Consider the following 23721-nt stretch of genomic DNA (forward strand, 5'->3'; position numbering starts at 1 on the left):
TTGCTTCAACGCATAGACTGGAGAGAAACGAGCAAAAGTCACCCGATATCAACAGAATTGGAAAACCTGCAACTGCAGTGTTCAACCCGTGCCGCGCTCTCATGCGAGATAGCCTGCTTTCAGCGTTGTTCAGTTGGCGAGATCCCTCACCTGATAAGCGGGAACGGTAACCGTTTGCACCAGCGTTAGGAACTTCTGCAGGTCATTCAATGGTGCAGAGGCGACATAGAGAATATCCTTGTCTTTAACCGGGAATTGCTGCGCTAGGAAATAGGAGCCCGTGTTACGCAGATTCAGCCTGTAAATCACATTGACATAGCCGTTCCCAGTGATCGGAATAGAGGGATCGAGCGTCCGCGCCAGTTCGACAGGCTCCCGTCGCATCAGGAAGACACCTGACGGATCCGCCTGACTGTCACGCAGGCCGCCAGCTTTCGCCAAGGCTTCCTGAAGTGTAATCCCCTGAGCATCAAAATTGATCAGATTGTTGCTACCAGCGGCGCCGAATACCGTGAAGCTGCGGGCCATTTTCTGGAGACTGAGCGTATCTCCTGGCATGACATAGACGTTCTCACGCGGATTGCTGACAATCTGTTGCAGCGCCATCGTCGCGGTCTTGTCACCGCGTATCAGTGTCACGAAAGTTTCATACGGGGCCGTGCGCACTCCCCCTGCGGCTGCAATCACGTCCAGCACCTTTTCTCCCTTTGGAGAAAGCGGAACCTGAGCACCGGTCGTCACATCGCCGAGAACGGTTACTCTGCTCGACATATTGTCACGGATCGTCACGATGACTTGGGGATCGATCGCTTTGCTCAATAACTCTCGAACGATCCTCTGCTCGACGTCAGCAGGGGTTAGGCCGACTACACGTATACGCCCCGCAAATGGCACCGAAATCGAGCCATCGTTCCCGACCAATTGGGGCGGAATAACTGCGGAATGCTGCCCGGTTGAACCGCCATCAAGCGCTGCGCTGGAGAACAGGCCGCCGCTGGAGGCTTCCCATATCGCCACCTGCACCGTATCGCCCACTCCAATCGCTTGCGCAGGCGCTGGGCGGCGTTCGCCGAAGCGGCCATGAAGTGATTCGGATGGCTGGCGCGCAATGACATCGGTGACATGCCGGTCGATATCGACCACCGCATACCCCGCCGGGATGACGGGAGCGCCGCTCTTGGCTTTGCTATCCGACGAATCGTCAATGATCTTGGCAGAAGACGGCCCTTGGGATGGCAAAGCTGTGCATCCCGCCCCGACCAGAGCCGGAACAAGGCACGCAATGACAACGGAGCATCGCAACTTGCCAAAGTTCAACGATACATCAGACGTGAAGCGGATATTCATGAATGCTCGCAAAGAGGTACCTTCATTTGAGAAGTAGCGACCGTTGGCTGTTTCGTCAATCAACAAGGGCGAACGCGCGCCAACTCGCGGAATTCAGCCGCAGAATGTGATATAAAAACAATGACACGCGCCATTTTCTTCAAGTTTTCTGATGCCTTATATTCTTTAAAATACGAAGAAATAATTGAGATCCAGGCAAGTTCAGTGAATTGGAGGTCTGCTACTTTCTGTGCAGGTCGTTTCAATCATGCCGTCGGACGTGAAATCTGAGCCCGCCGGTCGCAATGCGACGGATCCACTCGGGTGCCAGTTGGGACAATCGGGCGGACCAGTAAAGCGGGAATGGAAAGCCGGAAACAGCCTTGTTTCGCTCCATTGCATCGATGATACGGCGGGCGGCATCCTGTGCTGAAACTTCCATCGGACGAGACCCCATGTGGATAGCGCCCATGGGGGTCTCTACGTAACCGGGACAGGAAACGACCACATTGATTCCATCAGGAGCAAGGGCCTGTCGCAGGGCTAGACCGTATGCCACCAATCCGGCCTTCGCTGCCGAATAGGCCGGCGCATCCGCAAGCGGCGAGAATGCCGCCAGCGAACTGACCAGCACGATCTTGCCGCAACCCCTGCCACGCATTCCGGGCGCGCAGAGGGCGGCAAGATCGATCGCGGAGCAAAGGTTGGTCGAAACCACTCTGATTGCGGTATCTGCATCCTCGATCCCACTATCTCCGTTGCGCCCCGCCAAAATTCCTGCGTTGCCGATGACGACATCGATCGGACCTTCCGCTTCGAATGAAGCGCAATAGGCGGCAAGACCAGCCCTGTCCGTGAGATCGAAACAACCGACCCGGCAGATCGCGCCGCGCCTTTCAGTGTCTGTCGCGACGGCGTGAAGACGCTCAGCATTGCGCCCGAGAAGGCCAAGCCGGACATCCGGTCCAGCCAGTTGTCTTGCCAGCGCGGCCCCGATGCCGCTGGAAGCGCCCGATATGATAATCGACCTCATCGTGTCGGATGCTCCCCAGGCCGCGCTCAGCGCATCTGCCGCGCGACTGTCTCGACGGATATTCCTTCTGCAGAAAGCGTCTCGAATTCTTCCGCAACGGCATCGACGGCGGCGTCGATATCCGATGGTTCGTGGGAGGCCGATATGAAAAACCGAAGGCGCGCGGATTTCTCGGGAACACCTGGCGGAATGATCGGGAAAGCATTGATACCCCGCCGGAAAAGGCGGTCGGCCAGCATCACTGCCCGCAGGCTGTCACCCAGGATAAGGGGCGTTATCGCCAGTCCCCAACTCGTTCCCGTATCCAGTCCCCTGGCCTTGGCGCCATCAAGGAAACGTTTCCCATTTGCCTGAAGCCTGCGGATCCGATCGGGTTCATCGAACATGATCTCAAGCGCCGTCATGGCGGCCACGGTCGCGGGCACGGGTAAGCCGACAGAATAGACCATGCCCGGTGAATTGAACCGCAAGTATTCGATCAACGCCGCCGGCCCTGCAATGTACCCGCCGCAACTGACAAGCGTTTTGGAGAGCGTGCCCATCCATATGTCCACCTGCGCGGGATCTATTCCCTGGCGTTCCGCCAATCCTCGTCCCGTTGCGCCGAGAACCCCAAGCGAATGCGCTTCATCGATCATAAGCCACGCTCCGAAGCGCGTTTTCAGTTCGATAAGCCCTGCGAGGTCCGGTCCGTCACCGTCCATCGAAAAAAGTCCCTCGGTGACGATAAGGCACCGTTCATAGCGATCGCGATGTTGATTGAGGATTTCGGCAAGGGATTCGATGTCGTTGTGGGCAAAAACGATCCGATGTGCTCCAGACTGATGAGCGCCTACAACGATGCTGTTGTGGGCAAGCGAATCATGGACGATCAGATCCTTCGGACCCATCAGGCTTCCAATTGTCGAAACATTGGTGGCGTGCCCGCTGACATGAACGAGGCAATCCTGCATTCCATAGATTTCAGCCAGCCGAGCCTCGAACTGTCGGTGGCAATCCCGCTCACCGGCTGTCAGCCGGCTGGCCGAGACGCTCGTTCCCCATTCACGGGCCGCGGCACAGACAGCTTCGGTTATGCGTGGATGCCCGTTCAGGCCCAGATAGTCGTAGGATGCAAAATTGAGAATGCCCCTGCCGTCCACCACCGACCGCGCTCCCGCACGCGCCTGATGCTTACGGTAGAAAGGATTGCTAAGGCCGAGTATGTCGGCGGCCTGCTTCTGGATCTGAATCGTCTTGTAACCCGGCAGTGTCTCGAACGACACATCTCGTTCCACGACCACCTGGGACGGACGGACTTGAACCGTCACAGGCGCGGTGATTCTTGATGTTTGCAACAGCGATGCGCGCTCGGCAGCAGAAAGCCGGCCTGTATTCTTTGCCTTGGCCATTACGGCAGATGCCCCCCAGAACAAGTTAGATAACAGCACCAGGCCGAAACCGGTGCCAAGCCCTAGTGGTTCGATTCCGACATTTGCATCCCTGAACACTATCCTCACGAGCAAATGTCGTAATCATGAGAACAACTCGCATAACGATGTTTCTAATGGAATTTTCGAATTTGAAATGGGCTCGAAGAGCACTCCGCAAGCGGGTAACAGATTTCAAATTCAATCCACTAGTAGATGGTCTCAACTACCTCGGATGTGTCGTCCCTGGAGCCGACATGCATATGATAAAGGGCATCTTGCAGCCCGTCACTCTCCGTATCAACATTTGTGACGGATGCATGCAGGATTTCCAGAACGCGCGAGGCAAGATCCTTAAGGTTTTGCACAGATGTAATTGCCATCAGCGGCAGTTCCAATCCAAACTTGCTCTCAAGACTCATGCGTAGCTCTAGGGCCATGAGAGAATCCAGTCCCAGTGAGCCGAGAGGCTGGTGAATGTCGATATCACCTGGGGAAACGCGAAGAATCTCCGCCACTTCCGCGGTAATGACGCCCGTCAGGATCGACATCGCCTCATCCTGTGGCTTCGTTGCCAGAAGTGCAAGCAGATCGCTTTCAATGCCGGCTTCCATCTCACCGTCCGACCGGAACAAGAGGCCGAACGTTGGTGATTGCACCACAGGCAGATCCCGTGCGACGCTTTCAAAACGCATTCTGCCGAAATAGACTACGGGATCCGTGAGTGTCGATTGTCGCGCCAAGAGGTCCCCAAGCATGGCGTGAGCCTCTGTAGCCCTCAGCCCTTGCGCGCCTGTCGCCCGCTCCAGCTTGCGAGCAACGCTTGCATCGCGTGCCAGGATGCCGACATCCGAAATGGCACCCCATCCCACGGCCAAGCCGGGTAGTCCTGCCTTTCGTCTCTGCCTAACGACCCCGTGCATGAAGGCATTGGCGGCGGCGTAGGCGGATTGTCCCGGATTGCCCACGAGCGAGGCCTCGGAGGAAAAAACCACGAAATCTCTGACTGGCTGCGAACGGGTTGCGCGATCGAGATTGAACGTTCCCTCAACTTTCGGCAAGAGCACGGATGAGATCTGTTCCGGCAGGAGATTTGCGGCAAGGGCGTCATGGAGCACCGCTGCGGCGTGATAGACGCCGCTGATCGGCCCGATGGTCTGCGACACACGCAGCACAAGCGCTTCCACGTCAACGGCATTGGACACATCCAGCGGCAGGACCGTCAGAGTTGTTCCGCAAGCAGTAAATTGCCCAAGCTGCGCGGCTTCCTCCTCGCCCAGCCGACCGCTTCGGGATGCCAGAACGATATGTTTGGCTCCCCTGTCCGCCAGCCAGAGAGCGGTGGCGAAACCGAACCCACCGGTGCCACCGACGATAAGCTGCGTGCCTTCCTCCGGTTTAAACGGTCCTGGTATTGCGGTTCGATCATCTCCGGGAGCCTCGATTCGCGGCGGACATATGACGATCTTGCCGATATGCCCGGCACCCTGCATCAGCCGCATGGCTTCCGCTGCGAATTCTCCCCGGAAAACAGTATGGGGTATAGGAATAAACCTGCCGGATTGAAAACCTTTCAGGATGTAAGAAAGGCCACGCGCGGCAACCTTTGGGTGATCGGAGAAAAGCTGGTCTACATCTACGCCAAAATAGGAGAGGTTTCGCCTGAAGGGGCGAAGCGCGATTTCCGTGTTGCCGATATAATCGCGTTTGCCGAGTTCCACGAAGCGGCCGAAAGGTTTCAAGCACTTCAAGCTGGCACGCATGGCATCGCCTGCGAGACTGTTCAGTACCACATCGACACCGCCATGGCGGTTGTTCACATATTCCTGGAAATCGGTCGTGCGGGAATCGTAAACGGCATCGGCACCAAGAAGCTGCACAAGCGCCCGCTTGTCCGGGGTCGAGACAGTCGCTACGACCTTTGCGCCGCGGGCCTTGGCGATCTGCAGCGCCGCCAGCCCAACCCCTCCGGCTGCGCCGTGGATTAGGACGGTCTCGCCCGCCTTCAGCCGTGCCATCTCCACCAACCCATACCAGGCGGTCAGAAACGCAACGGGAATGGTTGCCGCTTTTTGCGGATCCAGGCCTTCCGGGATCTTGATGAAGTTCGAACCGGGCGCTGTCACATGTGTGGAAAACGCCTCGCTGGCGACCCCGCATACATGATCGCCGATGGAAAGGCCTGTGACACCTTTGCCGACAGAGGTCACGCGGCCTGCACATTCGAATCCGAGAACCGCGCCTGCTACTCCACCATCCAGAACGTCGTCGTAAAGAAGTCCCATGGCAAGCATGACATCGCGGAAGTTCAGTCCCGTTGCCTCGACCTCGACCTCGATCTGGCCTTGATCCGGCTCTCTCCGATTGGAAGGGCGCCATGATAGATCGGCGATGCCTCGACCAGGCGGCAGCGTCAGGGTCAGCGCCTGCGGCGTGCCGGCAGATTGCTGCTGCAAGGGAACGATCCTGACTGCGAAGCGGTCTTTGGCATCAAGATGCACTTCTCTCTCATTGCGATGATCTGCCAGAACGGCGCCGATTCGAGCGGAAATCTCGGCTGCTTCGATTGTCGGGCTATAGTCCAGCAAACGGATATCTCGCTGTGGATACTCGTTTGTCAGCACACGACAAAAAGACCAGATTGCTTCGCTTGCCGGGCGCACATCCTCGCCGAATGCCGCAGATGTCACGAACCACAGCCTGCCATCTCCCTGGCTGGCTGCGTCCATCGCCAATTCGATCAACAGCGGCAGTTCACCTTGCTCATTTGCTTGGCCAGGAACGAGCAGACAAACCGTATCGCGCTGATCTTGTTCCGGCACGCCGGCGGATATCGCAAGACCATCACGCAGAAGTGGGGCGACGCGGCAATTTTCGCGATGCAGCAACTTCACTGCGGGCACAGCTTTTGCGTCGCCCTTTCCACGCCTGCCACCAATGATGAAGCATTTGGAGATGTCGGTTGTCAGTTTCTCGATGTGGTGAATGCCAGACCGAGCCATCCCGTTGATCACCTCTTCGGCAGAAGGCGGTCTTTCGACCGAAGCATGACTGCCTTGCTTGCTCGTGAACCAGTGAGGCTGCGCACCGAAATAGAAGTCGAGCAAAGATGACGGCTGTATCCCCACGACCAGAAAGACACCCTTTGCCGTCAACATACCGCCGAGTTTCTCGGCGACTTCATCAATATTCGTCTGTCGCACAGACAACGAGGAAAGGACAAGGTCGAAACTGCCCGCGCGCGGCAGGGATAGGCCATCCGACAGATCGACAAGTTGAACCGGGCAGTTTTCCGGCAATTGTATCGCCAGATGTCGGGCCTCAGCGTGATTCCTGCCTGCAATGGCGAGCCGTATTCTGTGGCTCGTCGCCAGCGGCACGAGTGCGGAGAGAAGTCCCTCGGCGTGAGAGGCTGAAATGACGACGCGCGGCCTGACAGGATCTGCCCTGTCGATCAGTGCGTTGAGAAGTGCATTGAGGGCATCGGTTGCCGGTTTCAGAAGAAGCGTGTCGCTTGCAAATCGCTTGACCACCGCCTCGCGATGCACGAGTGGCTTACCCGTTGCCAGATACTCACTGGTCCCGCCCATCGTGCCGGCAGCCAGCATGATTTCGGATGCGGCGGAAGGATAGTCAGCGATGAATGTCGCGAGAATTCGCTCCGCTTCCGGCAATCCGCTACGGGCTGGCAAGATCCATGAGCCATCGTCGCGACATTCGGCGATGCCTGCACCCGTTAGGTTCGTCAGCAGGGTTTCAGCATAGGTCACTGCTTCCGGAGCAAGGGCGGAACGGGCAACTGCTTCGCGCAAGTCCACACGGCGTTTCGTGTCGCAGAGCGGGCGCAGAGCGTCATAGGCAACTGAACACATGTGCGCGTTGAGAAGGGCAAGCGCATCTTCGCAACTGGTGACCTGCGAGGCCCTCATATGGGAAGTCAGCCACTCCGGCTCAACCTCAACATCCTCGTCTCGCCAGAGTTCGGTACCCAGAAGATGCGCTGGCTCATCGCCCTGGGACAAAACCACCGAGCGAAGGAGAACCTTTTCGAGCCGTGCAACGGTATTGCCTTCGCAATCGAAAAGGGTTGCCGATACCGAAAGCCACTGGTCCGTCTTGGTGTCGATCTTCAAAATGGCGGAAGCAATGCCGGCGTGGGCCTGCAAAACCGTGATTTTGCCGAACCTGATGGGCAGATAGCTTCTGCGCCCCGTCGTGTTGTCGTTTTCCAGTTCATGGAAAAGTGCATGGAAACACGCATCCATACTCGCTGGATGCAGAACATGGGCCGGTCTCGTAGAGGCCGCATCGACTGCTACCGGCTCCAGTTCAAGGCGGATCGTCCAGTGGTGGCGCAGAATACTCTTGAGCCGGCGGAATGCCGGACCATAATACATGCCCACTTCCGTGGCCTTGCGATAAACCCCGTCCACATCCACAGGGCTGAAATGTTCGGCGGCAGGTAAAGACCAGGGCAGGATGTCCGAGGCCGGAGTGAGCCGGCCACGTGCATTGAGTGTCCAATCGCCGGAATTGCGTTGAAGCCTGCTGAGCACCTCAACAACACCTGTTGCGGGCATGTGCCGTATGCAGACCTCGCGAAGATTGTCCGAAGGCAGTGTCATCGCCTGGAGAATATCGAGATCTTCAACGGAAAGCGGTGTGGCTTCGTTGATGACGCGTCCAACCGCCAGCATCATCTCGGCGATCGCCGATCCGGGAACGACAACTTCCCCATCCACGACATGATCGGCGAGGTAGGGGACGAGTGTACTGTCCAGCGAAACGCGCCATTCCTGCGAACCCTTGAAGAGACGCTCGCCTATGAGCGGATGGCTGCGGCCGGAGCCGAAAATATCGAGATGTTGAGGAGTCTCTTCAAAGTGGAAAGTGCGCTTCTGCCAAGGATAGTGCGGCAGGGCAATCGAGCGATCAACAAATGCAAGTCGTGCGGCATCTCCGCTTGTGGCTGCGCCGTTGGCGACGGCGCGGGCAATGCCGCCCGCCATGGGATCATGCAGTTCCTCACCGCTCTCGGCCTGAAGACTGGTGATCACGCGCGCGTCCGAGCCGAGCGCAGACAGGGTCTGGCCGATTGCTGTTACGAGAATGGGGCGCTGCGAAATCTCGATGAAGAGATTGGCGCCAAGGGAATGGGCGGTTTCCACGGCTTGCCGGAAGGCAACGGGACGTCGAAAGTTCTCCCACCAGTACCCGGCATCGAGAAGACGGTCTCCGACGGCCTCTCCCGCAACAGTTGAGATAAAGGGAGTGTGCGGCTGGCGGGGTTGGATGGAGGACAGGCCTTTCAGAAGCTCCGGCTCCAGCTCATCCAGAAGTTTCGAGTGGAAGGGATACTGCAGGTCCAGCATCCGCCCTGCGATTCGTTTGCGGCGCCCAGCCGCAATCATCGTTTTGACATCTGCAAACGTGCCGGTCACAGTGGTGGAAGACGGTCCGTTCTCGGCGGCAATCTCCAGTGAAGCGGTATCGACGGTTTCGATCAGGGCGGCAACTTCATCGACCCCTGCGGAAAAGACCGCCATGCCTCCAAGGCCACGCATGCGCTCCTGGCAGGCCGCCCTGACCGCTATTATTGTCGCCGCATCTTCGAGTGTGATCGCGCCCGCGATGCAGGCCGCCGAAATCTCCCCGAAACTGTGTCCGAGTATCAGATCCGGTCGGACGCCCATTGCGATGTAGGTTCCAGCTATCGCGTAGTGAAACGCGAACATCAATGGTTGCAGGAAGGAGGCCGAGGACTTCCGCTCTTCGTAATCCTCTGCAAAAAGATCATGTTCGAGATTGTCGCCGGTTTGCGCGCGGAATATCTCCGCAACCTCAAGGAACTTGGCGCGGAAGGTCTCATTGTGAGTGAACGCTGCCCGCGTGAGATCGACAGTCAGTGTGCCATTGCCGGAAACTGCAAAGCAGATCTTCGGGGCAGGAAGCGCCGTGCCTTCGATGACGCGAGCTTCTTTCCGGCCTTCGGCAAAGGCACGTAGCGCTTCTGCAACGCCATGTGCATCCCCTGAGGGAACAACGAGGCGATGGGGCAGGCGATCGCGCGCGCTGTTTAGGGCAAGAGCGACGGTATCGGGTGCGCCCGTTTTGGCAACAACATCGGCATGCAGGGCGGCGTTCTCAAGGAGCGCTTCACGTGTCGCCGCCGACAGTACCAGATAGGGCGATTGTTCGTGAATGCCAGCCACGGGCTTTGCTACAGTTTCGGCCGAACGCAATACGATATGCGCATTTGTTCCGCCAAAACCGAACGAGGATACCCCGCAGAACACTTGTCCTTCGCGCGCAAGATCGATGGCCTGCACGGCGGGAGTAATTCCGATATCGTTGAAATCGATATAGGGGTTCAGTTCGTCGAGATGCAGCGACCTTGGCAGGCGTCGAGTCTCCAGCGCGTGGATGGCTTTCAGAATGCCGACCACACCCGATGCTGGTTCGAGATGGCCCAGGTTCGACTTTACGGATCCGACGGGCAGCGGTGAAGAACGCTTCCTGCCCAGCGCCGCACCAAGTGCGCTCGCTTCGACGGCATCACCCACCTGCGTTCCCGTGCCGTGCGCCTCAACGAATGCAAGTTTGTCCGGTGAAATGTCGGCGCCGCCGTAGATTTCGTCGAGAAGTCTGGCCTGTCCTTCTGCACTTGGCAGTGCGATGCCTGACGTCCGGCCGTCATTGTTCATGCCTCCTGCCAGGACCCAGGCCCTGGCTGAACCCGGCACGACTGCGTCTGCGCGCCTTAGGACAAACGCGACGGCGCCTTCGCCACGAACATACCCGTCCGCCCCCTTTGAAAAAGGTCGGCACAGACCGGTCGGCGATAGCATCGATGCACGCGAAAATCCGACAAAGGACATTGGATTCAAGAGCAAATTCACGCCGGCAACGATAGCCGTCTCCACCCGACCGGCAGCCAGGTCCGATATTGCCTGAACGAAGGCCACCATCGATGAGGAACAGGCCGTATCGACGGTGAAACTCGGCCCGCGCCAGTCGTAATTGTGCGACAGGCGGTTGGAGATCACCGAGAGCGTATTGCCGGTCATGAAGTAGCGATCGATGGCTGCCGGATCTGCCGCCATGATACTGCCATGATCTAGGCTCGAAGCGCCGACATAGACGCCGACATCCTTGCCACGCAGGCTGCTACGAGGCATCCAAGCATCCTCAAGCGCCTCATAGACCGTTTCAAGCAGAAGCCGTTGTTGCGGATCGGCTTCCATGGCCTCGCGCGGTGACATGCCGAATACAACAGGGTCGAAATCAAAGATGTCTTCGAGATAACCGCCAGCGAATGTGTAGGAAAACCCCGGCATCGAGGGGTTGGGATGCAAAAACTTGTCGACATTCCAGCGTCCCTGCGGCCCGCTTGCGACCGCAGAAACTCCAGAGGAGATCAAATTATTGAATTCAATTCGATTCTTTGCGCCTGGAAGTCGGCATCCCGCTCCAACGATCGCAATTTCGACCTGCCCTGGAGCAACAAACAAAACCTACCTCACTTCAAACCAACCACAAACAAAGGCCTTGGCCTCTCTTGGAGATAACCTACCTGAGCCACGCGCCTTGGCATACATTAAAATCAAGTCTGCTCGTATCAGCATACATCACGACTTTCAAGAAATGCGATCATGCTTGCTGCCAGTGCCTCTGGGCCGTATTGCAGTGTCTGGAGATGAATTTCAGGTTGCACCGGAGCCTCATAGGCCGAGTCTATTCCCGTAAAGTCGCGAATTTCGCCCCTCATAGCACGTTTATACAGGCCCTTCGGATCGCGTCTGATGCATTCTTCAAGCGGCGTATCAACAAAGACTTCAATGAATTCACCCTCTTGGAACAGGTCGCGCACAGCTTGACGCTCCGCGCGAAAGGGTGAGATGAGCGAACTGATGACAATCAGACCGGCTTCTGTCATCAACTTGGCGACTTCGGCCACGCGACGAATGTTTTCTACTCGATCCTCATAGCTAAACCCAAGGTCGCGACAAAGTCCATGTCGGATGTTGTCACCGTCGAGGAGCATGGTGTGTCGCCCTGCTGCATGGAGTTGAAGCTCCACGTGATTTGCTATCGTTGATTTTCCTGACCCCGAATAGCCAGTCAACCAAAATACCGCTGCACGCTGCCCCTTCAAGTCGGCGCGAGAATGCCCTGAAACCATTGCCTCTTGCCAAGAAATAGGGTTGGCCGCCTGTGGAGTGCTCTTCCCTTTGCTGTCGATGAGAGGTTCATTCGTCTTTATGGGCATGAAATCAATCCGTCGTAGAGAACTCTAAGTCTCTCACGATAGCGGCTTGGCGCAAACCACTGCGCGCGCTCCTTCCCCAATTTGCTGAGTTTGTCTCGCAACTCGTCATCACCGTTAAGCGCTCGCATGGCTTCCGCAATATCCCGTGTGTCGTATGGATCGACAAGTAGCGCCGCGTCTGCTGCCACTTCCGCCGTGGCTCCTATCTGTGAGGTAATCACGGGTGTCCCCAGAATCATGCTTTCAAGCACGGGCAAGCCAAAGCCTTCGCTGAGAGACGGAAAAACCGTTGCCCGAGCTCCCTTGATGAGGGCGACGAGCAGTGGAAGAGGAACGAACTCAAAGCGGAACAACTTCTGCCCTTGAGATGATCCGCCAACCCCAAGTCTGGCGGCTTGTTGGGACACGGAATTGAAGAAGCGCATTTCCTGCTCAGACTGCCAGCCTGTTGGTCCAACGAGTGCAAGCTGCGCATCAATCCCGGAACTCAAGAATGATTCGATGATCCGACCGACATTTTTCTTGGGTTCTATGGCGCCGAAAAACATGAAGTATTTCTTGTAGTTTAGTCCGAAAATTCCCTCGACCTTGGCCCGGATTTCATCCTCCGACATGTTGAGAAGATGATCTGGAAAATCCACAGACTGATAGGTGTTCACCACATTCTCGGGCGGGCAATCCAGCATGCGGATGATGTCTGCGCGGGATGCTTCCGATACCGTTGCGATACGGTCGCCCTCGCGCACGCATTGGCGGACAAGCTTAAGATAAGCGGATTTTCTATCCAAGGTAGCATAGGGCAGTCGCAGCGGTACAAGGTCGTGCAGTGTGTAAATATTGCGCGCCCCTGAAAGCCGAAGTGGTAGGGGGTATGTCCAGTGCATCACCTGCGCCCCGCCGACATTCCGGACCCTCTGAAAGCGGCCGGTCATGGCATACTGGTACTCCGCTGCGCTGTAGAGGTCGGAAACGTTCCTGATTTTGTCGAAGTAGGGAAGGCGTGACGCCAGCGGGCGCGTTATGACTTCGCCCGAAATCGGGATCTCCACGGGCCGATAGCCACCAGGCCTGGGCATGAAGCGTCTAGCTGTTCTGAATGCCATTGCAAAAGGTGATGGAGACATCTCCGAATCGAAGAAGGATATCTCCGTAGCAAGCTTTGAATGGTTGTGCTCTACCCAGGGCAATCCATAGAGGATATCGGTTTTCAGGCCGATATTATGACACTCGTAGCTGAGATTGCGGGCATAGGTTGCAACTCCCGTCCCTCGAGACAGGCCAAGATTGAAGCCGTCAATCATGACCGTGGGCGCCACAGGTGATTTCTTCATCGGATATTCTTTCAGACGATGCGTTATGCACGCCGTAGCGATCATGCTCGGCTTGCCAAAGTGGCACCATAGTGTCAAGACTGCGGCAAATACCAGTGATCGGAGCCACGCCATTGCGAGCCCCTCTTGCATATGATGTGACCAGATTGTTCCTCGGGCCGCTCAGTCGGACTCCGCGTGGCATAGATCGGGTGGAGCTTGTCCTGGCAAACGAACTGTTCTCGGCGCCTGACAGGTTGGTGGTTGGTGTTCTTCCGACGGCTTGGGGCATTCGGATATACGAAGCGGAGCGCGTCCGTCGCGGCCTTCGTGAGCTTGAGGCGATGTGGGCTGAAAATCAGTCTCATGAGCATGATCTGCGCCTTGCTGCGCTTGTGGAGCGCCTCAATGGACATCATGAAAATCCGGGTGTATCGCAGCAAAATAGAAAGCCGATGTCGTTTTTCACGCGGTTGCGGCGTATGTTGCGCCTGATCGGTGCCACCGGATTTTCCTTCGGCCGTTCCGCAAAGAAATGCCTCCCCCAAGGCACTGTTTACCTGAATATTGGCCAGATCATGCTGGCGATCCCGATCCTGATGCGCTGGCTGAAGAAGAGGCCTGACATTACTCCCGTGTTCATGCTGCATGACGTGATCCCGCTGGACATGCCGGATCATGTGGCGCCCTCATCTGTCCGACATCATGCAAGGATGATCAAGACAACGGCGGACTACGCGCAGGCGCTCATCGTGACGACCGAGCATGTCCGGCAAACGGTTAGCAGTGCAATTGCGCGACATCGTGAGTCTGCGCTACCCACGCTTGCGCAGGCCCTGCCGGTTGCCGATGTTTTCAGCTCGACATCATCGGTTGCATCGGAACTTTCAACGTCGCGCTATTTTGTCGTGTGCGGCAGTATAGAACCGCGCAAGAATCACCTGCTTCTTCTGGACGTTTGGCGAAAGCTCGTGGCCGCGGCCGGATCGTCCGCGCCGCATCTCGTCATCGTCGGTTCCATCGGCTGGAACGGGGCCGATATCCTCGATCGCTTTGAGAAATGCGATGCGACCCGCGGACACATACATCCGATTTCGGGGCTTTCCAGCCCCGCTCTGACCAATCTTTTACAAGGCGCAGTCGCCTTGCTCATGCCTTCTCTCAACGAAGGTTTCGGCCTACCTGTAGTCGAGGCAAGAAAACTGGGTGTTCCGGTAATCGTGTCCGACATACCTGCACATCGCGAAGTCGCCGGGGCAGACGCCTGCTTCCTGCCGACCGACGATGTGACGGGATGGGCAGAGACGATTGTGAACTGGGTGGAGAACGGGAGTCCGCCTGTCGCTGCCAATGGTTCTGATGAATTCATCAGCCCGCGGCAATACAGCACGATTGTCGCCGGGTTTCTGGACCAGTGCGCCGCTATGCGGTCCGCCAGATATCAGACATCCGATGAATTTCTTGCCGATTCCGGCAAGGCCGATAATTGCAACTACACACCAGTTCTCGAATAAGTCGCGCCATGCCATCGAATTTTTCAGTTCAACGTCACAACGGCAGTTTCATCGCGGCGGCAGAAAGGCGTGTGCTGATTGCTATCGCGAAGAGGCTTCCCGGCTTTGTCACGCCGGACTTGCTGACGGGCTTCGGGGTTTTTGGTGCGCTGGTTGTTCTCACCGGTTACAGTCTTGGCAATATCGAGATTTGGTATCTGTGGCTCGCCAACCTTGGCATCGTCATTCATTGGCTTGGCGATTCCCTCGATGGAACGGTCGCCCGCGTACGGGGTGTAGAGCGTCCAAAGTTCGGATTTTTTCTGGATCAGACAGTCGATCTGATCGGAAATCTCCTGATCGCCATAGGCATCGGATTGTCGCCCTGGGTGCGTCTCGATGTGGCGCTGCTCATGCTGACCGCGTATCACATGCTGGCGGTTTACGTCCTGGTTTACAGCCTTGTTCAGGGAGAGTTTAAAATCGATGTCGCAGGCTTCGGCCCCACGGAGATGCGCATCGGCATTGTCGTCCTCAATCTCGCGATCATGACAATCGGCGCTCCCACCTTCGTCGCTGCCGGTCTGTCATTCACGTGGTGCGATGTACTTCTCCTCGTGATATTTTTGGGCTTAATTGCCCTTTTTATTTTCGAATTAATCAGCAAGGCACGCAAGATAGTCGAATAATTCTTCCTGAATCCTGGGAAGTTTCGGCGGAAAGGTTCCATGAGCGAATTCATCCTTGTTCCGGTTTCCATCGGAGAACTCTATGACAAGATCTCGATCCTCGAGATCAAGAGAGAGCGCATTGAGGACGCCGGCAAATTGGCCAATGTGACGTTCGAGCTCGGAAAGTTGTCGGAACTCGCGCAAGATCTGCCGCAACATGGCGATGCGCGGCTTCTAGAACTCTACGCACAGCTGAAAGCTGTGAATGAAGCGATATGGGACGCGGAAAACGTCGTGCGTCAGTATGCGGCCGATAGCGTTGCAGACGAAACTTTCATCTCTACAGCCCGAGCAACCTATCGAAACAACGATCGCCGCGCGGCGTTCAAGCGCGAAATAAACATGCTGTTCGGTTCAAAGATCTTTGAAGAGAAGAGCCATAAATGACGAGCCAGCTGGCCAAGCATTCGCAGCCTTGAGACTGAGGCCAGGGAAAACACGTTCCAAGCTGGGATGAGGCTATGCAGGATAGTCGTCATCCCCAGCTATTCTCTGTCGCCTGAGGCGGAGCCATAGTTTCCGGTTGCGATGCCGATCCGCTTCAAGACGATGCGCTTGGTCTTGGCGAAAGTGTCAGATGCGTGGTCGGTGCGGATGCGGCTATATCGTCTCGAACCTCATCTCCCTTGACTGAATTCACCGCTATTCCCGCTGGTGACGGATGGAAGATGTGGATAACAACATCACCCTTCAACGGGTTATCATAGTTGCAAAAACCATAGCAGTTCGGGGGCGTCGCTTTGGAGACTTTCGGAAAGATCTTGATTACGGGCGCAAGCGGCTTCGTCGGTTCGCACCTGGTGACCGCACTGAAGCTGGCATATCCGAAGGCCACACTGTCATTGCTGACACGTGGAAACCGACCAGGCTGCATTCGGGGTGATGTGACTGACGTTGCGGCCATGCAAAAGATCATCGGCGAAGTTCAACCTGATTGTGTTATGCATCTGGCAGCCCGGTCAACCGTGACTGCGAAGCCAGGCAGCACTTGGAGGGTTAATGTTGGCTCGGCGATCGCCCTGGCCGAAGCGATTGCTGAACATGCGCCGAAGGCTACTGTACTCAACGTCAGCAGTTCGGAAGTCTATGGGAGCAGTTTCCTGAGTGGACGCGTCAACGAAGGTGCACCGATCAAGCCATTGAACGTGTATGGGCGAACCAAGATTGCGGCGGAAGCAATTTTTGCGGACATTCTGTCTTCAACAAACCGGCTCATTAACGTGCGTCCCTTCAATCACACTGGACCCGGACAGGATGAACGCTTCGTGGTGCCGAGTTTTGCCGCACAAATCGCACGGATAGAAAGCAGTCGTGAAGCCTCTTCCATGCTCGTTGGAAATCTTGAAAGCTTGCGCGACTTTCTGGACGTTCGCGATGTGGTTCGTGCATATGTTTCTCTCTTGCAACAATCACAAGACCTTCCCATGCGGAGTGTATTCAACATCTGTTCCGGGCAAAGCGTGCCTGTTCGCAATATATTGGGGGCGCTGCTTTCTCTTGCCCGAACGCCGATCAATGTGGAACAGGATCCGGAGCGGTCGCGACCTTCCGATATTCCCTCAGCAGAAGGGGATTGTTCCGCACTTCAACTGGCAACAGGGTGGCAACCACAAATTCCGCTCGAACAGACGCTCGCAGATATTCTAGAACAGTTTAGACGTCACCATCGCTGACACCTGCCGATCTTCTGGGATTCGGGTCTTTGGCATTTTCATCGTAGCAGCAGGGGAATGCCATGTTCGGTTGGCGAAGTGCGCCCATCAGATACATTGATCGACTGACCTCTAACAGTTTTGAACCGGCACATGCGGCCCCATTTGACGCGACGCGCGGGACAAAACTGCAACTCCTGCTGCATGCTCGCAAGGATTTTCTGTCCATATGGCGGGAGGATGACTTCCGGTCCAAGATCGACTCGATCCAGTTGCTTGGCCGGAAGATCGTGCTGGTGAATTCCCCGGAATTCATCCGGGAAGTCGTGGTGAAGCGGCACGAGAACTATCAGCGCAAGAGCCCGCAGATGCGCAGGGCACTGGAAGTTCTGCTTGGAGACGGGCTGTTTATCTCCGACGGAGAGACCTGGAAGAACCGCAGAGCGCTGGTTTCCGACATTGTTCACATGAACCGTGTGCCCAGTTTCGGTCCCATCATGCAGACCACGGCTCAGGAACTGGTGCAGCGCTGGGAAACCCTGCCTGCGGGCAGGACAATCAACGTGCTGCACGAAATGGCCGGACTGACCGCAGAAATCATTGCCCGCAGCGTTTTCGGCAACGACCTTGGCAAGGACAGGGCAGATGCCGTCACCGACAGCTTTACCAAATACCAATCGCTGATCGATAGTATCAATCTGGCCTACTTCATCGGTTTTGATAATGGATTGCCCGTGATGAAAACGCCGTCCTTGCGTTCTTCTGTCAGGAAAATTCACGGCATTGTCGATAAGGTGGTGGAAGATCACCTTGCTGGGCGCGGTGATCACCACTCCATGGTGGACCTTCTGATTCGCCGGCGACAGCGCAATCCCGAATTGAAGCTCGATGTCATCGCCCTGCGCAACGAAGCCGCCACGATTTTCATGGCAGGGCATGAAACCACGGCGGCGACCCTGACATGGGCATGGTACCTGCTGTCGCGCGCGCACTGGGTTGAAAAGGCGCTGCATCAGGAGATAGACCGCGTTTGCGGTGATCGGGTGCCAACCATGGATGATGTTCCCAGACTGGAACTGTGCAAGGCGGTGATCGAGGAAACCCTGCGCCTCTACCCTCCGGTCCCCATTCTCGCGCGTCAGAACATGAAAGCGGATCGCCTCGGAGACATTGACATACCGGCGCAATCGCTCATCCTGATGGTGCCGTGGCTCCTGCATCGTACGCCAGAGCTTTTTGAAGATCCTCACCTGTTCAAGCCCGAAAGGTTCATGAACGGGCGAAAGCCCATCCCCTATAGCTACATTCCTTTTGCCAGTGGTCCACGGGTGTGCCCCGGCCTGCATTTCGGTTTGACCGAAGCCGTTCTGTGCCTTGCCATCCTTGCTAGGAATTTTCGAGTCGTGGTTCCCGACGGTCATGTCGCTATCCCCGGCGCGCGTCTGACACTACGTCCGCAGGACGGGCTGCCAGCAACACTGGAGCGAAGAGCCTAAATATACCAGAATCGGAAAAGGCGGCGAATTGGACGTATTTCCTTCACCGGCAGTGTCTGCCTGTTGTAAGCCCTACAAATGTGGAAATTGGTGGCCGAGCCCGTCATTCCCTCGCATCTGGCTCCAAGGCATGGTCTCGACAGCGAGCTTCCGAACCACCGATCGACACTTGGTATAACTGCCCTTTACGAAAAGCAGGGCTCATAGGAGGTCGCTGCATTTTCCCGGTACCACCTGAGAAATGCGGCCACGTCCTGCGCGGAATCCAGGGTAAAGCCAGTTCTCGCCTCAGCATCGAAATGCCATGCCAGACGCATCTGAGGCTTCAGGTGTAGTGCCGTTTCCGGTACATGAAGTTCCTCGGCGAAGTGGCGAAACGCCTCCGACCGCAGGCATTCCCGCACATCTGCGGAGAGCAGGCGACCCTGGCGGATCGTCCAATCGATGAAGTTCCTTCTCCGCTCAGAGCCTGAAAACTGGTAGGCGGAAGTTTGGGGAGTGCATTCAAGGGCTTTTCGAGCCAGAATTTCAGCGTCCGGTATGCCGAACCAGTCGCCGGCGAGCGGCGCGGAGGCGTCATCGCCGACATGCTGCGAAAGATCGGAAAAGCGTTCAATGATTGAAACAAACTGGCGCTCCAGATCACCCAGTCGGAAAACATTGCGATAGCGCAAGCGGCCGTTTTCAGCCAGTTCCATGCGCAAAAGGTCATCCGTGACAAGACGGGCGAGTTCACTCGCCGTTTCCTCAACCCCATCGGCCAGAATAGCTGCGCTGCCGCAGGTCTCTGGCAAGGCGGCCTGGCTGGAACTCAGCACAGGAAGGCCGAATGCCATGGCTTCAACGACGGGAACACAGAAGCCTTCGTGTTGGCTGGTTGTCCAGAAGAGATCGCAATTTCGGTAAAGTGTCGCAAGTCGCGTTGCAGAGGCTCCCTCATGCCAAACGACCGATGCGGCTATCTCCTGTTGCTCGATCAGTTCGTCAAGCATTTGCCAATAGCCGGATAACCGGGGATCGCGTTGGCCGACAATGTGTAAGGCAACACCGGAAATATCGTCCTTCAGCGCCCTTGCAAACGCCTCAAGCATGATATCAAGCGCCTTGTTGGGCACGATCCGACCGACAGTCAGGATATTGAACCAGTTTTCGGACAGTTTCGCCTGAATGGCACGATCGTCCGCAAAGCTGAAGAGTTCTTCGATCCTGTGAAACGGCGGCAAGGTCGCCGCCGCAATTTCCGGCGGGCACAGGCGCGCGGCTTCGGCGCCATTGTAGTCGGAGTCACTGAGAATTCCAATCAGCGGCAACTGGCTGAAATCCGCCAGAAGCTCCCGGCCCTGGCGACACCACCTGGCAAAATCCGGATCATACTTCATCATGAAGGATGCGGGCGTGACATTGTGATATCTGACTACGACATTGACCTGAGCCCGCCGTAACACCTGAAGTCCGCGTGGATCGGCAATGCAGTAGTGATAGATAACAAGATCATCCTTGCGTCCGAGCAGCAGGGGGAGATCATCATAGCCGTAGACTGGGACTGGATGTCGCGTTTCACCATTCGCTGTGAAAATATGGCATTCGAAGCCGCGGCGTATGAGCGCATTGTACATGCCCAAGGCATCGTTGCCCACTGCGTCATGGGGCAACAGCCCAGGTACCATGATCCCTATACGCATGCCTTGTCCCTATCCACCGCGTTCCCCAACGCGATACCCAGCATCTGATTCAGCCTCTGGGCAAAAATGTCAGTTGCCCCCCTCTCGTTGAGAAGAGCCAGAACCCTCGACTGTCCCTGCAATACGCGATCACGCTGCTCAAGGGCGAATTCGACCTTTTCGCTGAAATCCGCCATGTCGAGAGGTGCGCACAGGAGAAGATGCTCCCCTTCATCTCCCAAAATCTCGGTAATTTCCGGCAATCGCATCACGATCGCCGGAGCACCATAGGTGAGCGCATCGCGCAGCGGCGCGGGAAACCCGTTCTCACGGGTGGATGTCATGCAGACAACGGCCGCGTTTCGGTTGAGCCAAGCGATATCGGCGTCACTCGCTTGATGCACGATTTCCAGATGCGGATGAAGACTGAAGGTATCGGCGATCGCTCTTGCCGGCGAATTGGCAGCCAGCGGTTCGGTCAGCACGGCCAGAAGGTCAGGATGCATCTGTCGCAGCGAGGCGAATGATTTGAGGAAGAACGCGATGTTCCCGCCCGGTCGGTTGGCTGCGGGGTAAAAGAGAAAGCGGCGCCCTGCGATGCGATCTTCCATCCGGTTTTCCCGGTTCGAATCACGCAAGGCCGCTTGTTCACAGGAAACAGGTCGAAGCGGGAGAGCGATGAATCTGTCCACGGCAGCTGCTTCGATCACTCCGGCGGCGACCAGTGGACCGGCTCCCGCCTCCCGAGCCGTAAAGATAGTCGATGCCCTGCCGATCAGAGCTCTCGCGACATTTGCAGTCTCAGCCTCTTGGCCATCGCTACGACCTGACGTGACATTTGCAAGCAGGAGAGGAAGATAGTCTGGTAAATAGAGCGAAACAGGGTGCTCCAGAAGCAGGCTTTCTGGAAAGAGTGTGGGGTGAGGAATGATGGCCAGACAAACGTCCTCACGGCTGTTCAGCCGTTCGATGAAACTCAGCCGTGCCAGTTCTTCAATGAACTCACTACCGATTCCATCTTCGGCTTCGATAACGTGAAGCTCCATGCGTCCGCTGTGGATCTCTGCTGCGAATCGATCGTAGACGTCGCTTTTCTGTGAAGACAGGCAGCTTACCAGGAGGTGAAAGTCCGTCGTGCGGTTGGTTGTTCGCAACACTGCATCCACCATCGGTCGCACTCCTTCAAGGAGGTGGCAGCCACCGCCGAAGAACGAATTCAGTCCATCAGCATGCATGAATAGCGCGATTGTTCGTGTACTCGCAGGCTTGCGATGCCCGCCAATGTCAATCGGGGCGGACAAGTGGCTGGGGGAATCGCTCTTTTCCGTTTCAGCGAGCATCGTCCTCTGGGGCATGTTGCCAAGAAGTCTAGAAAAGACCTCTTCGAAGACGGGTCGGACGCGAATGCGCTCAAAACGTTGCCGTACGGCTTCCTGACAGCTTATCACATCGGATATGAAATGCGCATCGTCGTTAAGCAGATAGCGTAGTTTGCGTTCGCTACTGACCCTGTTGTCTATCAGGCCGGGTGTGTTCCTGGGCAAGAGGCGCGCCAGCAACGAGCCTGGCGCATAGAGCACGGGTCCGCCAAGTTCCATCATTTCGATGGGGGAAAGATCGCCAGCCCACTCGCGGTGTGGGTGGAAAAAGCCAGACGACTGCGCGAGACTTCGCAGGAAAGTCTGCCGCTCGATGTTTCCCAAGACCCGTGCATCCGGATGATGGCGTTGCTGGGAGCCGTAGATCCTGAAGACTTTGTGCGGATATTCCATGTTGAAGGTTTCATAGGCTGTCCGATGAAGAGGATCCTCCAGATCCGGTATGGACGTGGCAATGACCGGATCGTGTTTTTTTACGCGGCTCCACAAGCCGGAATGGGAATACACATCATCAGCGAGCCTGTAGGGCACATAGTCCTGGCACAGGTCGTGAAACCACCGGCTTTCCTCTTCGATGGATTCGGGGCAAAAAGGAATGACGGTAAAATTATCCCGGCCCACAAGCCTTTCCCAAAGGCCGGCGTTGATCAGATATTCGGACAGGTTTTGCGCGATACCATAGGTCCGGAATATGATTGGTCTGCGGAAAGACTCGACGAAACCCCGCAACCATGCGGGATTACCCGCAATGACGACCGCATCAAAATGACTCTCGACGAGGTCCGCAATCTCTGGCGTCAGCCGTCTGCCAAAAAAATCCGTCGCCATGAGCTTGGCAAGTATGTCCCGCGCCAGGGTCGTCTGCAGCTTGCCGTCGATCATCAGGCCAGCTGAGACGTTATTAATCAATGTTGCACGGGCTGGGTTGAAAACCTCAAATCCCATCTCGCGCAACTGGCAAACTTCAATGCCATTGAGGACATTATCGGCGCCCAACCAGAAAATACGTTTAGGGGTCATTGTTCACGCTTGCCCTGGCCAAGGCGGTCCTCGCGGCGGGACGATGCCTCCAACACCATTCCGGCAAAACTTATCGCCGGATCTCCTTTCAGAAATTCCTCGCGGCGGTGGTCTGGAAGGAAGCCTGCGAGAGCGTGCCGTGTCACCATGTGCGCCCTGCCATTACGGGAAAGTGTGTCCAATACGAATCGATCACGGCATCCCAGGGCGACAGCTCGCTCATAGCTCTCCATCGCTTGCTGACGTTTGCCGGCCCTTTGTCCAAGGTGACCGATCTGGAGATGCAGATCGGCATCCAGCCTGTCGATTGCCAGTGCGCGCTCATACGCCTGGCGCGCAGCGTCGAGATCGCCGGCTTCCTTGAGAACGTTGCCGAGTTGGACGAGATAGGGGAATGGACGCGAAGACCTTACCAATCCCTTCTCATAGAACTGCGCCGCCTCGCGCCATAGCCCCTTGTCGCGATGGCGGTCCCCCTGAAAGAAGAAATCTTCGGCGGAGTGTAGTGCATCAGACCCATCCTCGAGCGACAACTGCACAAAACGTTTGACATGAGGATCCCTGGATCCCAGATGTGCCGCGCGGCGGTAGCAGGCCTCGGCCTTCTGCGGGTTCTTCATCAATACATAAAGGTGCCCTATCTGAAGATGGATGTCGGCATCATCAGGTTTTAGGGAGAGGGCCTTGAGATAGGCTTCTTCCGCTTCGGTCTGTTGGCCCAGCTCCTTGAGCATATGCCCGTATTGCACCCAGAGACCGCAGGCCGAGGGAAACCGATCGAGGCCGCTTCGATAGACTTGCGCGGCTTCGCTCCAACGCTTCTGATCGCGATAGCGATCAGCCTCCCGGAAGACTTTGCGCATAGCCCATTTTAAAATCACGTCAACTCGCCCTCGACTGCCGATCAACCAATACCACACCAAAGACGTCACGCCAGTATTC

The 23721-nt window shown here is 56.5% G+C and carries 13 protein-coding genes and 1 pseudogene; 5 read left to right on the forward strand and 9 right to left on the reverse strand.

The window, feature by feature from the left end:
• Positions 1-129 precede the first annotated feature (129 nt).
• From E8M77_RS04925 to E8M77_RS04950, 6 genes and pseudogenes are all read right to left on the reverse strand, one after another.
• A complete protein-coding gene (locus E8M77_RS04925; protein WP_205910460.1) occupies positions 130-1413 on the reverse strand; it encodes a polysaccharide biosynthesis/export family protein in 1284 nt (427 codons plus the stop codon).
• A 175-nt stretch (positions 1414-1588) separates the two neighbouring features.
• On the reverse strand, positions 1589-2359 hold the full coding sequence (locus E8M77_RS04930) for an SDR family NAD(P)-dependent oxidoreductase (RefSeq protein WP_137129516.1): 771 nt from the start codon (positions 2357-2359) through the stop codon (positions 1589-1591).
• 26 nt (positions 2360-2385) lie between these two features.
• Positions 2386-3750 carry an aminotransferase class I/II-fold pyridoxal phosphate-dependent enzyme gene (locus E8M77_RS04935; RefSeq protein WP_137129517.1) on the reverse strand — a complete coding sequence of 455 codons (1365 nt, stop codon included), beginning with the start codon at positions 3748-3750 and terminating at the stop codon, positions 2386-2388.
• Between the two features lie 227 nt (positions 3751-3977).
• Positions 3978-11279 (reverse strand): type I polyketide synthase, encoded by a 7302-nt coding sequence (locus E8M77_RS04940; RefSeq protein WP_137129518.1) that lies wholly within the window; start codon positions 11277-11279, stop codon positions 3978-3980.
• A 107-nt stretch (positions 11280-11386) separates the two neighbouring features.
• Positions 11387-11983: pseudogene (gene cysC, locus E8M77_RS04945) on the reverse strand (adenylyl-sulfate kinase); the annotation flags it as partial.
• 44 nt (positions 11984-12027) lie between these two features.
• A complete protein-coding gene (locus tag E8M77_RS04950; RefSeq protein ID WP_246659131.1) occupies positions 12028-13368 on the reverse strand; it encodes a glycosyltransferase family 1 protein in 1341 nt (446 codons plus the stop codon).
• 191 nt (positions 13369-13559) lie between these two features.
• Here E8M77_RS04950 and E8M77_RS04955 point away from each other — a divergent pair, with 191 nt between their 5' ends.
• The 5 genes from E8M77_RS04955 to E8M77_RS04975 all read left to right on the forward strand — a co-directional run bounded on the left by E8M77_RS04955 (position 13560) and on the right by E8M77_RS04975 (position 18719).
• Complete coding sequence (locus tag E8M77_RS04955; RefSeq protein ID WP_137129520.1) at positions 13560-14861, forward strand: glycosyltransferase family 1 protein; 1302 nt, start codon at positions 13560-13562, stop codon at positions 14859-14861.
• A gap of 8 nt (positions 14862-14869) precedes the next feature.
• Positions 14870-15529, forward strand: coding sequence for a CDP-alcohol phosphatidyltransferase family protein (locus E8M77_RS04960; protein WP_137129521.1), 660 nt, complete (start codon positions 14870-14872; stop codon positions 15527-15529).
• Between the two features lie 39 nt (positions 15530-15568).
• The gene (locus E8M77_RS04965; RefSeq protein WP_137129522.1) at positions 15569-15958 is read left to right on the forward strand and encodes a DUF6165 family protein; all 390 of its coding nucleotides are present in this window, start codon (positions 15569-15571) and stop codon (positions 15956-15958) included.
• Positions 15959-16332: 374 nt separating this feature from the next.
• Complete coding sequence (locus tag E8M77_RS04970) at positions 16333-17244, forward strand: GDP-mannose 4,6-dehydratase (RefSeq protein WP_170975748.1); 912 nt, start codon at positions 16333-16335, stop codon at positions 17242-17244.
• A 62-nt stretch (positions 17245-17306) separates the two neighbouring features.
• Complete coding sequence (locus tag E8M77_RS04975; protein WP_137129524.1) at positions 17307-18719, forward strand: cytochrome P450; 1413 nt, start codon at positions 17307-17309, stop codon at positions 18717-18719.
• Between the two features lie 185 nt (positions 18720-18904).
• Here E8M77_RS04975 and E8M77_RS04980 read toward each other — a convergent pair whose 3' ends face one another.
• The 3 genes from E8M77_RS04980 to E8M77_RS04990 are packed head-to-tail and all read right to left on the reverse strand — an operon-like array spanning position 18905 to position 23711.
• Complete coding sequence (locus E8M77_RS04980; protein ID WP_170975749.1) at positions 18905-20335, reverse strand: glycosyltransferase family 4 protein; 1431 nt, start codon at positions 20333-20335, stop codon at positions 18905-18907.
• Positions 20336-20391: 56 nt separating this feature from the next.
• The gene (locus E8M77_RS04985) at positions 20392-22779 is read right to left on the reverse strand and encodes a glycosyltransferase (protein ID WP_137129526.1); all 2388 of its coding nucleotides are present in this window, start codon (positions 22777-22779) and stop codon (positions 20392-20394) included.
• The gene (locus tag E8M77_RS04990) at positions 22776-23711 is read right to left on the reverse strand and encodes a tetratricopeptide repeat protein (RefSeq protein ID WP_137129527.1); all 936 of its coding nucleotides are present in this window, start codon (positions 23709-23711) and stop codon (positions 22776-22778) included. Before E8M77_RS04990 ends, E8M77_RS04985 begins: the two co-directional genes overlap by 4 nt.
• Between the last annotated feature and the right edge of the window lie 10 nt (positions 23712-23721).

The organism is Rhizobium sp. FY34, assembly GCF_005222845.1.
GTDB lineage: Bacteria > Pseudomonadota > Alphaproteobacteria > Rhizobiales > Rhizobiaceae > Neorhizobium.

Bases quoted from the DNA above. Each gene is read 5' to 3' on its own strand.
- E8M77_RS04930 (WP_137129516.1), bottom strand. From the start codon at position 2,359: ATGAGGTCGATTATCATATCGGGCGCTTCCAGCGGCATCGGGGCCGCG.
- E8M77_RS04965 (WP_137129522.1), top strand. From the start codon at position 15,569: ATGAGCGAATTCATCCTTGTTCCGGTTTCCATCGGAGAACTCTATGAC.
- E8M77_RS04935 (WP_137129517.1), bottom strand. From the start codon at position 3,750: ATGGCCAAGGCAAAGAATACAGGCCGGCTTTCTGCTGCCGAGCGCGCA.
- E8M77_RS04950 (WP_246659131.1), bottom strand. From the start codon at position 13,368: ATGAAGAAATCACCTGTGGCGCCCACGGTCATGATTGACGGCTTCAAT.
- E8M77_RS04960 (WP_137129521.1), top strand. From the start codon at position 14,870: ATGCCATCGAATTTTTCAGTTCAACGTCACAACGGCAGTTTCATCGCG.
- E8M77_RS04975 (WP_137129524.1), top strand. From the start codon at position 17,307: ATGTTCGGTTGGCGAAGTGCGCCCATCAGATACATTGATCGACTGACC.
- E8M77_RS04985 (WP_137129526.1), bottom strand. From the start codon at position 22,779: ATGACCCCTAAACGTATTTTCTGGTTGGGCGCCGATAATGTCCTCAAT.
- E8M77_RS04980 (WP_170975749.1), bottom strand. From the start codon at position 20,335: ATGTACAATGCGCTCATACGCCGCGGCTTCGAATGCCATATTTTCACA.